We start from the raw sequence: 13,960 nt of genomic DNA on the forward strand, positions 1-13,960 counted from the left end.
ATTGCCGAGGTTCTCGGTGTCACCGCCGAAAGCCTGGTCCCGGGAGCCTCCTGACATGCCCGTCCACTCGTTGTGCCGCCGCGCATGAGCGTCGCTCACCAGGGCGTACATGTGCTCGCTCAGTCGAATCTGGGTGCAGGTGTTCCCATTCGAGAGTTGCTGCTGGTTTTTCTCACCGCCGCCGTGGTCACATTCTTCGCCACCGGAGGAGTCAGAGTGGCGGCGATCAAGTTCGGCGCCGTCGCCGTTCCTCGGGATCGTGACGTCCACGTGCAGGCCACCCCGAGGCTCGGTGGAGTCGGAATCTACGCAGGCATGCTCGCCGCGCTGCTGTTCGCGTCGCAGTTGCCGGCGCTGGCGCGGGGCTTCGACGTCGCCTACAACCGCGACATTCCGGCAGCGCTCGTCGCAGGCTTCGTGATCGTGCTGGTCGGCGTCATCGACGACCGATGGGGTCTGGATGCTCTGACCAAGTTCGTCGGTCAGGTGACCGCAGCGGGTGTCCTGGTCATCATGGGTGTGAGCTGGGTCGTGCTGTACCTGCCGTGGGGCGGCGAGCCGGGCGCGCCCGGCAACACCCTGGTCCTCGATCAACTGCAAGCCGGCTTGGTGACGGTCCTGATCACCGTCGTGATCGTCAATGCAATGAATTTCGTCGACGGTCTCGACGGGTTGGCCGCCGGGCTGGGGCTCATTTCGTCGGTAGCAATCTGCATCTTCTCCGTGGGGTTGCTCCAGGAGCAGGGCGGCGATGTCGGTGTCTACCCCCCGGCGTTGATCGCAGCAGCCCTGGCCGGCGCGTGCCTGGGCTTCTTGCCGCACAATTTCCAGCCTGCGCGCATCTTCATGGGGGATTCGGGATCCATGCTCATCGGGCTGACCCTGGCCACGGTCTCGACGAGTGCGTCGGGACGGATTCCGTTGACGGCCTACGGCCCGCGAGATCTACTGGGCCTGTTGTCACCGATTCTGCTGGTGGGTGCGGTGATGCTCATTCCGATTCTCGACCTGTTGCTGGCCGTAGTGCGTCGTACCAGGGCTGGGCGGAGTCCATTCAGTCCCGACAAGATGCACCTGCATCATCGGCTGCTGCAAATCGGCCACTCGCATCGTCGGGTGGTGCTGGTCATCTACCTGTGGGTCGGTGTTCTCGCCTTCGGTGCGGTCGGATCATCGTTGCTGGATCGCCGGATAGTGGTGTTGCTGGTCGCCGCCGGTCTCGTGTTCGCGCTTGTCGTCACTGCTGTTCCGACCTTGAGGGTGGACCGATCGCGCGAATCCACACCGCGAGGGCCTCGGCGCGGCAACTGATCTGCTCGGCCGTTCACGGCCGTGTCCAGGGCACTGCCGATCGCTGGGTACCCTCGACAACTGTGACCTTCACTCCGCAATCCATGCCCGACCAATTTGCGCCGCTTCGCGCCGCGGTTCGATACGGACTCATCGGACTGGTGGCGCTGACGGTGGTGAGCGTAGGGATCTCCGTGGCCACAGCAGGCACTCCCGGCCTCTGGGGATCGCTCATCGGTGTGGCCATCGGCGGTGGTTTCGTCATCACGACGGCCCTGTCGGTCTCTCTCACCACGCGTTTTCCGGCCTCGGCCGTGGGAGCCCTCCTCCTCGGTGGCTGGCTGGTGAAGATGGTGATCGCACTGATCGTGCTGGTCGCGCTCAAGGATGCCGACTTCTACGATCGCTATGCGTTGGGGCTGACCATTCTCGGTGCGCTGGTAGTTGTGCTCGGCGCGGAGGTATTCGGGGTCGTCAAGACCAAGGTCGCCTACGTCGACAGCGTTCCTGCCGACAACAACACCGACGGCCGGTAGTACGACGGGCTGTCGTAATCGGTTAAGCTGAGGCCCGCCTACACAACGTCGTAGTTCTGTTGATAAAGTTTGCATCAAGCGGTGGGCAAGACCGGGACAAAAGAGACTTTTTCCCCGGACTGGACCCCCGCAGGTAGCCATCAGCGTGAGCTTCCTTACAGTAGGCCCGGAGTCACTGACTTCGGCAACGTAAGGTTCCGCCTTGAGAGTTGCCGAGTCGACGTGAGTCGCCGACACCCGACAGACGCTTGGCCGATGAAGACCGGGCCTCAGCCTCTGACGATTGCGAGCCGATTTTCGTCGACTTGATAGATCGTCATTGTCCGATCGAACCGCAGCCGCTGATCGGCTGCGGCCCGAACACGGGAGAGACCGCTGAGCGTCACCAATCTGGCTGCGGAGTTCCATCCGCCGTCACTATCCGATTTCTTTCCTCCCGCGGTGCTGTTCGAGGGAACCCCGTTCGAGCTCGACCGACTGATGCTCATCCGCATTCTGATGTCGGCGCTGCTGATCGTCTTCATGCTGATCGCCCTGCGCAGCCCCAAGATCGTTCCTCGGGGAATCCAGAACGTTGCCGAGATCGCTCTCGACTTCGTTCGGATCAACGTTGCGGAGGACGTTCTCGGTAAGGAGCAGGGACGTCGCTTCCTGCCCGTCATCATGACGATCTTCTTCACGGTGTTCGCGGTGAATCTCAGCGCGATCATCCCGTTCCTCAACATCTCTGCGAACGCGCGGATCGGGCTGCCGATCGTGCTGGCCGCTGTCGCGTACGTCGCATTCGTCTATGCGGGTGTGAAGAAATTCGGAGTCGGCAAGTTCGTCAAGGGCACGGTCGTCATTCCCGGTATCCCTACCGCGATGCATGCACTGCTCATTCCGCTCGAGTTCATCTCGAACTTCGTGCTCCGTCCGTTCACGCTGACGGTGCGATTGCTGGCCAACATGCTCGCCGGCCACATCATGCTCGTGCTGTTCTTCAGTGCGACGCAGTTCTTCCTCTTCGAGGCGTCCGCCGGGCTGAAGATCTTCGCTGCACCCTCGCTCCTGATGGGCTTCTTGTTCACCATGTTCGAGATGCTCGTGATCTTCCTGCAGGCATACATCTTCGCGCTGCTGACGGCGATCTACATCGATCTGTCGCTGCACGCCGACTCGCACTGACCGACCACCAGACCGAACCAGCTACACCGCCACCTCCGACACCCGGATGTGGACCGAAGAAAGGGAACGGAAAACCCAATGAGCCTTGAAGTTCTGGCCCAGGCGCAGGAAATCACCGCCAGCGGATACGGCGCCATCGGCTACGGCCTCGCAGCGATCGGCGGTGGCATCGGCCTCGGCCTCGTCGTCGCCAAGAACATGGAAGCAACCGCACGCCAGCCCGAGCTGGCCGGTCAGCTCCGTACGACCATGTTCCTCGGCATTGCATTCACCGAGTCCCTCGCCCTGATCGGCCTCGTCGCCGGCTTCATTCTCTGAGAGCGCGATGACAAACGCGATAGCGCTGCTCGCAGCGGAGGGTGAGGAAGACTACAACCCCCTGCTGCCCGCAACATACGACATCGTCTGGTCGATCGTCTGTGTCGCCATCATCGGCTTTCTCTTCTGGAAGTACGTGGTTCCGCGTTTCCAGGCAGTCCTCTCCGAGCGTTCCGAGCTGATCGAAGGCGGAATAAAGAGGGCCGAAGAAGCACAGGCGGAGGCGAAGGCTGCTCTCGAGCAGTACCACGCACAGCTCGCCGAGGCACGCTCGGAAGCTGCACAGATCCGTGAGGAAGCGCGCACTCAGGGGCAGGCAATCCTGACCGAGATGAAGGAAAAGGCGCAGGAAGAGAGCGATCGGATCGTGGCCGCTGGCCACAGTCAGCTCGTTGCTCAGCGTCAGCAGATCGTCACCGAGCTTCGTGGAGATCTGGGACGTACTGCCGTCGAACTCGCCGAGAAGGTCATCGGAGAGCAGTTGTCCGACGACGCGAAGCGGGCGAGCTCGATCGATCGCTTCCTCAACGAGCTGGATTCCGTCACCGCGGACTCCGCATCCGGAAAGTGAGTTGAACCATGTACGCAACTTCTCGTGAGTCACTCGCCCGCACGCGGACGGTTGCCCACGAAACTCTGGGGTCCGCGTCGGCAGGCGAGGCAACGGCCGTCGCTGCTCAGACCGGAGCCGAGTTGTTCGCCGTCGTCGAGACTCTCGACGCGCAGCGCACGTTGCGTACCGCTCTCGCCGATTCGTCGGTCGAGGGCGTTCGGCGAAGCGATCTGGCCGGAGAGGTCTTCTCCGGCCAGGTGTCGAGTGCAACGGCGACGATCGTCAAGGCTGCTGTCGGCGAAAGCTGGTCCACGGCCCGCGACCTGCTGAATTCACTCGTCGAGCTCGGGCGTGAGGCTCTGCTCCGCGCTGCGGCCGATCAGGATCAGCTGGACACGGTCGAGGACGAGCTGTTCCGGCTCGGACGCATCGTGGCCGGCAACCCTCAGCTCGAGCAGGCACTGTCGGATCGCTCGAAGCCGTCACAGGCCAAGCGCGAACTTCTCGGTCGTCTGCTGTACGGCAAGGTCACCGCGGTCACCGAGGCGCTTGCAGTCCAGGCTGTGACGCGTCCTCGCAAGGCGGCCCCGGCAGACGTACTGAACGGTCTGGCCGATCTGGCTGCGCAGCAGCGCGACCGCGCAGTGGCACATGTCCGCAGTGCAGCCCCACTGAGCGATAGTCAGCTCGAAAAGCTGACCGCAACCTTGACCCGTACATACGGAAAACAGGTCACGGTGCATGTAGAGGTCGATACCGAACTGCTCAGCGGACTTGTCGTTCGTATCGGCGACGAGGTCATCGACGGTAGCGGGGCAGGCCGCCTCGCTGCATTGCGAAAGACGCTCAAATAGTCCGACACGGACACAGTAACGAGAAGAAGCGTCTCGACTTTCGAGACATTTCATACCGCGATCATTTGAAGGAAGAGCAGGAAACACTATGGCGGAGCTGACGATCTCCTCCGACGAGATCCGTAGCGCGATCGATAACTTCACCGCGAGCTACTCACCGGAGTCTTCCCGCGAGGAGGTCGGCACGGTTACGGACACGAGCGACGGAATCGCTCACGTGTCCGGATTGCCGTCGGCGATGTCCAACGAACTCCTCGAATTCCCCGGTGGAGTGCTCGGTGTTGCACTGAACCTGGATGCCACCGAGATCGGTGCCGTCATCCTCGGTGACTACGAGCACATCGAAGAAGGCCAGGAAGTCAAGCGCACCGGAGACGTGCTGTCGGTCCCCGTGGGCGACGGCTACCTCGGTCGCGTTGTCGACCCCCTGGGCAAGCCCATCGACGGCCTCGGCGACATCGAGTCCTCCGAGACCCGCGCCCTCGAGCTGCAGGCAGCCTCGGTGCTCGAGCGTCAGCCCGTCGAAGAGCCGCTGCAGACCGGCATCAAGGCTATCGACGCCATGACCCCGATCGGCCGCGGCCAGCGCCAGCTCATCATCGGCGACCGCAAGACCGGCAAGACCGCGGTCTGCATCGACGCGATCCTGAACCAGAAGGCCAACTGGGAGAGCGGTGACGAGAAGAAGCAGGTTCGCTGCATCTACGTCGCCATCGGCCAGAAGGGCTCCACGATCGCAGGCGTCAAGGCTGCACTCGAAGAGCGCGGCGCACTCGAATACACCACCATCGTCGCGGCTCCCGCGTCCGATTCGGCCGGTTTCAAGTGGCTCGCCCCGTACACCGGCTCGGCCATCGGCCAGCACTGGATGTACCAGGGCAAACACGTCCTCATCGTGTTCGACGACCTGACCAAGCAGGCCGAGGCCTACCGAGCCATCTCGCTGCTGCTGCGTCGCCCGCCGGGTCGCGAGGCATACCCCGGTGACGTCTTCTACTTGCACTCCCGTTTGCTGGAGCGCTCGGCGAAGCTCTCCGACGAACTGGGTGGGGGATCGCTGACGGCACTGCCGATCATCGAGACCAAAGCCAACGACGTATCGGCGTACATCCCGACCAACGTCATCTCGATCACCGACGGCCAGGTCTTCTTGGAGTCGGACCTGTTCAACAAGGGCGTTCGCCCGGCCATCAACGTCGGTATCTCGGTGTCCCGAGTCGGCGGTGCTGCGCAGACCAAGGGCATGAAGAAGGTCTCCGGATCACTTCGTCTCGAGCTTGCTCAGTTCCGCGAGCTTGAAGCCTTCTCGGCGTTCGCTTCCGATCTCGACGCTGCCTCCAAGGCTCAGCTCGAGCGCGGTGCGCGACTGGTCGAGCTGCTCAAGCAGGATCAGTACTCACCGGTTGCCGTCGAGGACCAGATCGTCTCGATCTGGCTCGCAGGCCAGGGCACGTTCGACTCGGTTCCGGTCGGCGACGTCCGTCGCTTCGAGACCGAGCTGCTCGAGGACCTGCACCGCAACGCCGGCGGCGTGTACGACAGCATCGCCGGAGGCAAGGCACTCGACGAGGACAACCAGAAGGCACTGGTCGAGGCGACCGAGAAGTTCAAGTCCGGATTCCTCGACTCGGAGGGCAACCGCGTCGTCAACGAGGCCGAGGCCGATACTCTCGATCCGGATGAGGTCAGCCAGGAGCAGGTCAACGTCACCCGCAAGACAGTCAGCAAGTAGGCCGGCGATGACAGGTGACAAGACGAGCACAGAAGGGAGCGTGAACAGCTAGATGGCAAGCATTCTCGAGCTTCGCTCCCGGATCAAGTCGGTCAACTCGACCAAGAAGATCACCAAGGCTCAAGAGTTGATCGCGACTTCGCGAATCACCAAGGCGCAGGCCCGTGTTGCTGCGTCCAAGCCGTACGCAGAAGAGATCACCAACGTGCTCTCGGCGTTGGCGAGTGCGTCGAGCGCGTTGGACCACCCGCTGCTCAACGAGCGGGCCGAGCCGAAGCGTGCTGCGGTTCTGGTCGTGACCAGTGACCGCGGTATGTGCGGTGGCTACAACTCCAACGTGCTCAAGGAGTCGGAGGAGCTGTTCCAGCTGCTGCGCTCCGAGGGCAAGGAGCCGGTCATCTACGTACTCGGAGCCAAAGGGCTGGGGTACTACACCTTCCGCGAGCGGGATGTGAAGGGTGCCTGGACCGGCTTTTCTCAGGAACCGGGTTATGCCGACGCGGCCAAGGCCAGCAAGCACCTCGTCGAGATGTTCATGGCGGGGTCCGGCAGCGAGGTGGACGCGCCGAACGGTGAAGGCACCATCGAAGGCGTGGACGAACTACACATCGTCTACACCCGGTTCGTGTCGATGTTGACGCAGAAGCCAGAAGTTCGCCGTATGGCTCCCCTGGAGATCTCCTACACCGACGAGGAGATCAAGAAGGGGCCGGACGGTCTGACGGATGCACCCGATGCCGAGATCCAGGCACAGTACGAGTTCGAGCCGGAAGCGGGAACGTTGCTCTCGGCTCTGCTGCCGAAGTACATCAGCACCCGGATCTATGCGTCGTTGCTCGATGCAGCAGCGTCGGAGTCCGCGGCGCGTCGTACCGCCATGAAGGCAGCGACGGACAACGCGAACGAATTGGTCGAGACCTTGAGCCGTCAGGCCAACCAGGCTCGGCAGGCCCAGATCACCCAGGAAATCAGCGAAATCGTCGGTGGCGCCAACGCGTTGGCCGACAGCGCAGGAAGTGACTAAGCAATGACCGCAGCAGTAGCCCAAGAGAACGCGAGCGGAGCGGACACACAGTCCGGCCGTGTCGTTCGGGTCATCGGCCCCGTTGTGGACGTCGAGTTCCCGCGCGGCTCGATTCCCGCACTGTTCAACGCCCTCAACGCAGAGATCACTCTGCCGACCGTCGCCAAGACCCTGACGCTCGAGGTCGCACAGCACCTCGGTGACAACTTGGTGCGCACCATCTCTATGCAGCCGACCGACGGACTCGTCCGCGGCACAGCTGTCGTCGACTCCGGCAAGCCGATCTCGGTTCCCGTCGGTGACGTCGTCAAGGGCCACGTGTTCAATGCCCTCGGTGACTGCCTGGACACCCCCGGACTCGGCCGCGACGGCGAGCAGTGGGGCATCCACCGCAAGCCCCCAGCCTTCGATCAGCTCGAGGGCAAGACCGAGATCCTCGAGACCGGTATCAAGGTCATCGACCTCCTGACCCCGTACGTCAAGGGCGGAAAGATCGGTCTGTTCGGTGGTGCCGGCGTCGGCAAGACCGTGCTGATCCAGGAAATGATCACCCGTATCGCACGCGAGTTCTCGGGCACCTCGGTGTTCGCAGGAGTCGGCGAGCGTACGCGTGAGGGCACCGACCTTCACCTCGAGATGGAAGAGATGGGCGTTCTCCAGGACACCGCCCTCGTCTTCGGTCAGATGGACGAGCCGCCCGGCACGCGTATGCGCGTGGCGTTGTCGGCACTGACCATGGCGGAGTACTTCCGCGATGTTCAGGGACAGGACGTTCTGCTGTTCATCGACAACATCTTCCGCTTCACGCAGGCAGGCTCGGAGGTGTCGACCCTTCTCGGTCGTATGCCGTCGGCCGTCGGTTACCAGCCCACGCTGGCGGACGAGATGGGTGAGCTCCAGGAGCGCATCACCTCGACCCGTGGACGCTCGATCACCTCGCTGCAGGCGATCTACGTTCCCGCCGACGACTACACCGACCCCGCCCCGGCGACGACGTTCGCGCACCTCGATGCGACGACCGAGCTGTCGCGTCCGATTTCGCAGATGGGTATCTACCCCGCTGTGGACCCGCTGAGCTCCACCTCTCGCATCCTCGAGCCCGGCATCGTCGGTGCCGAGCACTTCCGCGTAGCCAACGAGGTGAAGCGCATTCTGCAGAAGTACAAGGAACTGCAGGACATCATCGCCATCCTCGGTATGGACGAGCTTCAGGAAGAGGACAAGGTTCTGGTCGGCCGCGCACGCCGTCTCCAGAAGTTCCTCGGCCAGAACTTCATCGTTGCCGAGAAGTTCACCGGTGAGGCCGGTTCGGTCGTGTCGCTCGCCGACACCATCGAGGCGTTCGACAAGGTCACCAAGGGTGAGTACGACCACCTTCCCGAGCAGGCCTTCAACAGCTGTGGCGGTCTCGACGATGTCGAGGCAGCCGCGAAGAAGATGGCCGGAAAGTAGACCGACGTGACTTCTTCTGAGAAGAGCGGCATGGAGGTCTCTCTGGTCGCTGTCGAGCAGAAGCTGTGGTCCGGTACCGCGACCATCGTGAGTGCTCAGACCACCGAAGGCGAAATCGGCATCATGCTCGGCCACGAGCCCGTCCTCGGCCAACTGGTCGAGGCGGGAACGGTGTCGATCACGACCACCGATGGCGAGAAGATCATTGCTGCCGTCCACGGCGGATTTCTGTCGGTGACGGGTAAGACGGTCACCGTGCTGGCCGAATCTGCGGATTTTGCCACGGACATCGACGTGGAAGCGGCACGGGCTGTAGTGGCAGAGAACGGCGACGACCTCGAGGCCATTGCGGTGGCCAAGGGTCGTATCCGCGCTGTCGAGCGGTCCTAGGTTCACGAGAAGCCGCGACGAGACCTGCGATGCACATTGGATTGATTGTTCTGATCATTCTGGTTGTGCTGCTCGCAGGGCTCGTCGCGGCTTTTGCGTACCGTTTGATGGTCCTTCGTCGAGGAGGTACCGCGGCGATCATGCGGGTACTGCCGTCCGACGGTGGCAACGGGTGGCGTCACGGCATTATCCGGTACGGCGACAACACACTGGTGTTCTACAAGCTGTCCAGTCTGCGCCCAGGACCCGATCACCGTCTGGGTAGACAAGACATTCATGTGGGGGATCGACGATCCCCGCAAGACACCGAATTCGACATCATGACGCCGGACATCGCTGTGCTTGCTTTGTCCGGCAGCGGTAAGAGCTTCGAGATTGCCCTGGACAGAAGCGCTCTGACCGCATTCTTGTCCTGGGTCGAATCCCGCCCGTCGGGCCGCTCACGGCGGCGCCGACCGGCGGCGTGATCAATCCTCTTCGACAGCCGGGTCGGCCACTGTTCGGCTCGAGCCCGGTACCCACTGAACGTCGCCCTCGGGATTGGCGTAACGGCTCAGAATGAACAGTAGGTCCGAGAGCCGGTTGAGGTATTTCGCCGGTAACGCACTGGTCGTATCCGGGCTGGCGTGCACTGCAGCCCAGGCCGACCGCTCGGCGCGCCGAGCGACCGTACGTGAGACGTGTAGCAGCGCCCCCAACGGTGTGCCGCCAGGCAGGATGAACGACGTCAGTGCGGGCAGGTCATCGTTGAATTCGTCGCACCAGCCCTCGAGGCGATCGATGTAGCTCTGGTCGATGCGCAAGGGCGGATACTGCGGATTCTCGATGACCGGGGTCGACAGATCGGCCCCCGCGTCGAACAGGTCGCTTTGGATGGTTCGGATTACCGAGTGCACCGATTCGGACGGATTGCCCAGTGCCAGAACAACTCCGAGGCTCGCATTGGTCTCGTCGCAGTCTGCGTAGGCAATTAATCGTTCGTCGTTTTTGGACACCCGTGAGAAATCGCTGAGTCCGGTCGTGCCGTCGTCGCCGGTTCTCGTGTAAATGCGGGTGAGGTGGACTGCCATGTCGGCTACGGTACCGCGCGGGTGTCGGTCGGCCGCGCTGGCTACTCTGTCGAAGTGAGTGAACGCTTTTTGGTCAACGGTGGTAATCGCCTCGTCGGTGAGGTGGCGGTCGGTGGCGCGAAGAACAGTGTCCTCAAACTGATGGCCGCGGCGCTACTTGCCGAAGGCACCAGCACGATCACCAACTGCCCCGACATCCTCGATGTGCCGCTGATGGCCGAGGTGTTGCGCGGGCTCGGTTGCGAGGTGGTGCTGGAAGGCTCCGTCGTTCACATCACAACGCCGGCCATGCCGAAGTATCACGCCGATTTTGCAGCTGTTCGGCAGTTCCGGGCGTCGGTGTGCGTACTGGGTCCGTTGGTCGCGCGATGCAAACGGGCTGTCGTCGCTCTGCCGGGTGGTGATGCGATCGGCTCACGCCCGCTCGACATGCATCAGTCCGGTTTGCAATTGCTCGGCGCGCGCAGCGAAATTCAGCATGGATGCGTCGTGGCTGAGGCTGATGAACTGCGTGGTGCGAACATCAGGCTGGCGTTTCCGTCGGTCGGTGCCACCGAGAACATTCTGATGGCCGCAGTACTCGCTACAGGTGAGACCGTCATCGACAATGCTGCACGTGAACCGGACATCGTCGATGTGTGCAACATGCTCAACGAGATGGGCGCCGATGTGCGGGGTGCAGGTTCGTCAACTCTGACCATCCGCGGTGTGAGCGCATTGAAGCCGACCACGCACCGGGTCATAGGCGATCGAATTGTGGCTGCCACCTGGGGGATCGCTGCCGCGATGACACGTGGAGACGTGCGGGTGCGCGGGGTCAACCCGAAGCATCTGTCCCTGGTCCTGGACAAGTTGAGTTCTGCCGGTGCAGAGGTCACCCGCGAGCCCGACGGCTTCCGTGTCGTGCAGCAGGAGCGTCCGCGGGCCGTGAACTTCGCGACCCTCCCGTACCCGGGGTTTCCGACGGACCTACAGCCGATGGCCATAGGACTGGCGACCGTGGCCGACGGGACGTCCATGATCACCGAGAACGTCTTCGAGGCACGATTTCGGTTCGTCGAGGAAATGATCAGGCTCGGGGCCGACGCGCGTACCGATGGACATCACGCGGTGGTTCGCGGCGTTCCGCAGTTGTCCAGTGCACCGGTGTGGTCTTCCGACATCCGAGCCGGAGCCGGACTGGTACTTGCTGGGCTGGTGGCCGATGGCACGACCGAGGTGCACGACGTATTCCACATCGATCGCGGCTATCCGCGATTCGTCGAGAACCTGACTGCACTCGGCGGCAGAATCGAGCGCGTCAGCTGAGAAGCGCAGCTTCCGGCGCCTCGACCAATATGCTGATGGCATAGTCCAATTCGTCGTCGGAGATCGAACCGTATCCGACGACGATTCCACCGCGGGCCGTGTGCGAGCGGGTCGAGTAATCGAGTATCGGTACGTCCACGCGACTCGTTGCACACGAGATAGCAACGTCTCTCGCTGTGGCGGTATCGAGTATCAGCACCGTATGCAGCCCGGCTCTTATTCCTCGGAGCTCGCCGAACCTCGCCAGCGCTGCGGCGACCACGTGGTCGCGGGTGCGATAGAGCGGCCGCGCCGTTCGGACGGTTCTGTCCCATTCGCCGTCGCACAGCATGGACGTCATTGCAGGCTGCAGGAGAACCGATGGGTGGTCGCCGATCGCGCGGCGCGTCGCCGAGATGCGGTCGCCCATCGACTGGGATGCCACCATCCAGCCGAGACGTATCCCGGCACCGAGCGTCTTGGACACGGTGCCGAGGTAGACGGTTCGGTCAGGTGTCAGTTCGGCTATGGTAGGCAAAGGTACTGCACCGTAACGAATTTCGGAGTCGTAGTCGTCCTCGATGATCATCGAATCGTTCCCGCCAGCCCAGTCCGCCAGGGCACGTCGACGGCCGATGGGCATGAATGCGCCGGTCGGGTACTGATGCGAGGACGTGACGTACACGGCTGGTGTCCGCGGGGAGCCGTGCGGAGCCAAATTGTTCGACGATCGAGCCATCGCGGTCGACGGGAACATCGTGTCGGGACAATCCGCGGTGCGTCGCGAGCGCAGCGGCGGACTTGTAGTCTGGATTCTCCAGTGACAGAACATGTTCGACCGATCCAGCAACCGAAAGCGCACCCAGGGCGAGATCGAGACCATGAATGCTGCCCGTCGTGATCACGATCGACACTGGGGTGGTGTGCAGTCCGCGTGCGCGGCGGAGTAGTTCGGCGAGCGAGTCCTCAGATTGAGCGTGCCGGCGGAATCGGGATAGTCGCCCGGAGGAGGTGTGCCGCCGACGTCGCGCCATGCGCGCTTCCCGGCATCCGATGCCGAGGGCGGAGTCCGCGGGATTCCCGGGTGGAGCGAGATCCGCGGGGGTGTTCGTGGTGGTGTGTGGGCACTCGACGCCGCTGCCGCCGATCGACCTGCGCGGGGGATACGTCGGACGTAGTTGCCCGAACCGCGCCGGGTATCGAGCCATCCTTCTGCGACGAGCTTTCGTAAGCCTTCTCCACGACGGCACGCGCAATGCCCAGATCGACGGAAAGTGTTCGGATACTGGGTAATCGAGAATCGGGTTGCTGCTCTCCCGTGCCGATTGCGGATCGGATGCGGTCGGCCGATTGGACGGGCAGCGTCCGAGTATCTGCGCGATCGATGGTGATCGACCGAGAGATCGGGAGCATGGAGTTTTGGTCCCGTTCGGCATCCACGCGTCCCCCCAATCCTGTAAGCCATGGCACGGATCCGTGGCATCACGCAGCATGATCGACGCTCCTGAGCAGGACATCTGCGTCACCGTGACCCTCGTCGACGGACTCGTCCTGGTTCGATCGGCATTCCATCATTCGATGAACTACCGAAGTGCCGTTCTGGTCGGCCGGCCTCGCAGAGTGGAGGACGCCGACGAACGGATTCGAGCCTTGGACGCAATAGTCGATCAAGTGGTCCCCGGAAGGAGCGCGTATCTGCGCTCACATACGCGGAAAGAACTCGCTGCCACCGCGGTGCCGGCGCTTCCGATGTACGAGGCGTCGGTGACATCGCGGTCCGGTGGACCCGTCGATGACGACCTCGACATTCGACAGGGCGACGTGGAGGCGGGCGTTGTCGCGGTGTGGGAGGCGCTCGGCGACGCCGAACCTGCCGCGGACCTCGCGGGGACTGTTCCGGTGCCGGACCATGTAGACGATGGATGCCGGTACGCCTTGCGGGGGTGAACGCTGTTGCAGCAGTGGCAGTTCGAGCTGTGGCTGGCATCACATGCGCAAGTTGCAGCGTGTGGCGGGCGCGATGACGTGACGCCATGAGGTCGAGCTGCGTAAATGTCCCGAGAGCGTGGGGCGACCTGCCGATTTGCGTTGGTGTGGTTGGTGGCGTAACTTTTGTCGAGTCAGAGCGACGGACACCGACCTGGTCTTCACGGACTGGGACACGAGGTTGGACGTGTGGCCTGGCAGGTTGTATCCCCCAAGAGTCGGGCCTTGTGTCCGAGACCAAGCTGGGATACGCTGGAACAGTTGCCCTCAAGGCCTTCGGATGTCATGTTCGTGTGGTGTT

At 62.9% G+C, this 13,960-nt stretch carries 15 protein-coding genes; 13 read left to right on the forward strand and 2 right to left on the reverse strand.

Features of this window, described 5'->3' with window-relative positions:
* Window positions 1–84 precede the first annotated feature (84 nt).
* The 11 genes from RHODMAR_RS12615 (at window position 85) to RHODMAR_RS12670 (ending at window position 9,783) form a co-directional block, all read left to right on the forward strand.
* Entirely contained in the window at window positions 85–1,311 is a 1,227-nt protein-coding gene (locus RHODMAR_RS12615; protein WP_042939008.1) for a glycosyltransferase family 4 protein, read from the forward strand.
* Window positions 1,312–1,394: 83 nt separating this feature from the next.
* Complete coding sequence (locus RHODMAR_RS12620; RefSeq protein WP_008715089.1) at window positions 1,395–1,826, forward strand: hypothetical protein; 432 nt, start codon at window positions 1,395–1,397, stop codon at window positions 1,824–1,826.
* A gap of 441 nt (window positions 1,827–2,267) precedes the next feature.
* Window positions 2,268–2,993: a F0F1 ATP synthase subunit A gene (atpB, locus tag RHODMAR_RS12630; protein ID WP_008715090.1), complete on the forward strand. Its 726-nt coding sequence runs from the start codon at window positions 2,268–2,270 to the stop codon at window positions 2,991–2,993.
* 78 nt (window positions 2,994–3,071) lie between these two features.
* A complete protein-coding gene (locus tag RHODMAR_RS12635) occupies window positions 3,072–3,311 on the forward strand; it encodes an ATP synthase F0 subunit C (protein ID WP_008715092.1) in 240 nt (79 codons plus the stop codon).
* Between the two features lie 7 nt (window positions 3,312–3,318).
* Window positions 3,319–3,882: a F0F1 ATP synthase subunit B gene (locus tag RHODMAR_RS12640; protein WP_008715094.1), complete on the forward strand. Its 564-nt coding sequence runs from the start codon at window positions 3,319–3,321 to the stop codon at window positions 3,880–3,882.
* A gap of 8 nt (window positions 3,883–3,890) precedes the next feature.
* On the forward strand, window positions 3,891–4,718 hold the full coding sequence (locus RHODMAR_RS12645) for a F0F1 ATP synthase subunit delta (protein ID WP_008715096.1): 828 nt from the start codon (window positions 3,891–3,893) through the stop codon (window positions 4,716–4,718).
* 88 nt (window positions 4,719–4,806) lie between these two features.
* Window positions 4,807–6,450 (forward strand): F0F1 ATP synthase subunit alpha, encoded by a 1,644-nt coding sequence (gene atpA, locus RHODMAR_RS12650; protein WP_008715098.1) that lies wholly within the window; start codon window positions 4,807–4,809, stop codon window positions 6,448–6,450.
* 52 nt (window positions 6,451–6,502) lie between these two features.
* The gene (locus RHODMAR_RS12655; RefSeq protein ID WP_008715105.1) at window positions 6,503–7,474 is read left to right on the forward strand and encodes a F0F1 ATP synthase subunit gamma; all 972 of its coding nucleotides are present in this window, start codon (window positions 6,503–6,505) and stop codon (window positions 7,472–7,474) included.
* A 3-nt stretch (window positions 7,475–7,477) separates the two neighbouring features.
* On the forward strand, window positions 7,478–8,926 hold the full coding sequence (atpD, locus tag RHODMAR_RS12660; RefSeq protein WP_008715106.1) for a F0F1 ATP synthase subunit beta: 1,449 nt from the start codon (window positions 7,478–7,480) through the stop codon (window positions 8,924–8,926).
* A gap of 30 nt (window positions 8,927–8,956) precedes the next feature.
* Window positions 8,957–9,316, forward strand: coding sequence for a F0F1 ATP synthase subunit epsilon (locus tag RHODMAR_RS12665; protein WP_008715108.1), 360 nt, complete (start codon window positions 8,957–8,959; stop codon window positions 9,314–9,316).
* Between the two features lie 29 nt (window positions 9,317–9,345).
* The gene (locus RHODMAR_RS12670) at window positions 9,346–9,783 is read left to right on the forward strand and encodes a DUF2550 domain-containing protein (RefSeq protein ID WP_008715110.1); all 438 of its coding nucleotides are present in this window, start codon (window positions 9,346–9,348) and stop codon (window positions 9,781–9,783) included.
* Here RHODMAR_RS12670 and RHODMAR_RS12675 read toward each other — a convergent pair whose 3' ends face one another.
* Entirely contained in the window at window positions 9,784–10,386 is a 603-nt protein-coding gene (locus RHODMAR_RS12675; RefSeq protein ID WP_008715113.1) for a cob(I)yrinic acid a,c-diamide adenosyltransferase, read from the reverse strand.
* A gap of 54 nt (window positions 10,387–10,440) precedes the next feature.
* Between RHODMAR_RS12675 and murA the strand changes: the two genes are divergently transcribed.
* A complete protein-coding gene (murA, locus tag RHODMAR_RS12680) occupies window positions 10,441–11,694 on the forward strand; it encodes a UDP-N-acetylglucosamine 1-carboxyvinyltransferase (RefSeq protein WP_042939011.1) in 1,254 nt (417 codons plus the stop codon).
* Here the strand turns inward: murA and RHODMAR_RS29070 are convergent.
* Window positions 11,687–12,412: an aminotransferase class I/II-fold pyridoxal phosphate-dependent enzyme gene (locus tag RHODMAR_RS29070; RefSeq protein ID WP_232433644.1), complete on the reverse strand. Its 726-nt coding sequence runs from the start codon at window positions 12,410–12,412 to the stop codon at window positions 11,687–11,689. The two genes, murA and RHODMAR_RS29070, sit on opposite strands and share 8 nt — an antisense overlap.
* 737 nt (window positions 12,413–13,149) lie before the next feature.
* Here RHODMAR_RS29070 and RHODMAR_RS12690 point away from each other — a divergent pair.
* Window positions 13,150–13,620: a pyridoxamine 5'-phosphate oxidase family protein gene (locus tag RHODMAR_RS12690; RefSeq protein WP_232433645.1), complete on the forward strand. Its 471-nt coding sequence runs from the start codon at window positions 13,150–13,152 to the stop codon at window positions 13,618–13,620.
* Window positions 13,621–13,960: the final 340 nt, after the last annotated feature.

The organism is Rhodococcus sp. AW25M09, assembly GCF_000333955.1.
Lineage (GTDB): Bacteria > Actinomycetota > Actinomycetes > Mycobacteriales > Mycobacteriaceae > Rhodococcoides.

Bases quoted from the DNA above. Each gene is read 5' to 3' on its own strand.
- RHODMAR_RS12615 (WP_042939008.1), top strand. From the start codon at position 85: ATGAGCGTCGCTCACCAGGGCGTACATGTGCTCGCTCAGTCGAATCTG.
- RHODMAR_RS12620 (WP_008715089.1), top strand. From the start codon at position 1,395: ATGCCCGACCAATTTGCGCCGCTTCGCGCCGCGGTTCGATACGGACTC.
- RHODMAR_RS12635 (WP_008715092.1), top strand. From the start codon at position 3,072: ATGAGCCTTGAAGTTCTGGCCCAGGCGCAGGAAATCACCGCCAGCGGA.
- RHODMAR_RS12640 (WP_008715094.1), top strand. From the start codon at position 3,319: ATGACAAACGCGATAGCGCTGCTCGCAGCGGAGGGTGAGGAAGACTAC.
- RHODMAR_RS12645 (WP_008715096.1), top strand. From the start codon at position 3,891: ATGTACGCAACTTCTCGTGAGTCACTCGCCCGCACGCGGACGGTTGCC.
- atpA (WP_008715098.1), top strand. From the start codon at position 4,807: ATGGCGGAGCTGACGATCTCCTCCGACGAGATCCGTAGCGCGATCGAT.
- RHODMAR_RS12655 (WP_008715105.1), top strand. From the start codon at position 6,503: ATGGCAAGCATTCTCGAGCTTCGCTCCCGGATCAAGTCGGTCAACTCG.
- atpD (WP_008715106.1), top strand. From the start codon at position 7,478: ATGACCGCAGCAGTAGCCCAAGAGAACGCGAGCGGAGCGGACACACAG.
- RHODMAR_RS12665 (WP_008715108.1), top strand. From the start codon at position 8,957: ATGGAGGTCTCTCTGGTCGCTGTCGAGCAGAAGCTGTGGTCCGGTACC.
- RHODMAR_RS12670 (WP_008715110.1), top strand. From the start codon at position 9,346: ATGCACATTGGATTGATTGTTCTGATCATTCTGGTTGTGCTGCTCGCA.
- RHODMAR_RS12675 (WP_008715113.1), bottom strand. From the start codon at position 10,386: ATGGCAGTCCACCTCACCCGCATTTACACGAGAACCGGCGACGACGGC.
- RHODMAR_RS29070 (WP_232433644.1), bottom strand. From the start codon at position 12,412: ATGGCTCGATCGTCGAACAATTTGGCTCCGCACGGCTCCCCGCGGACA.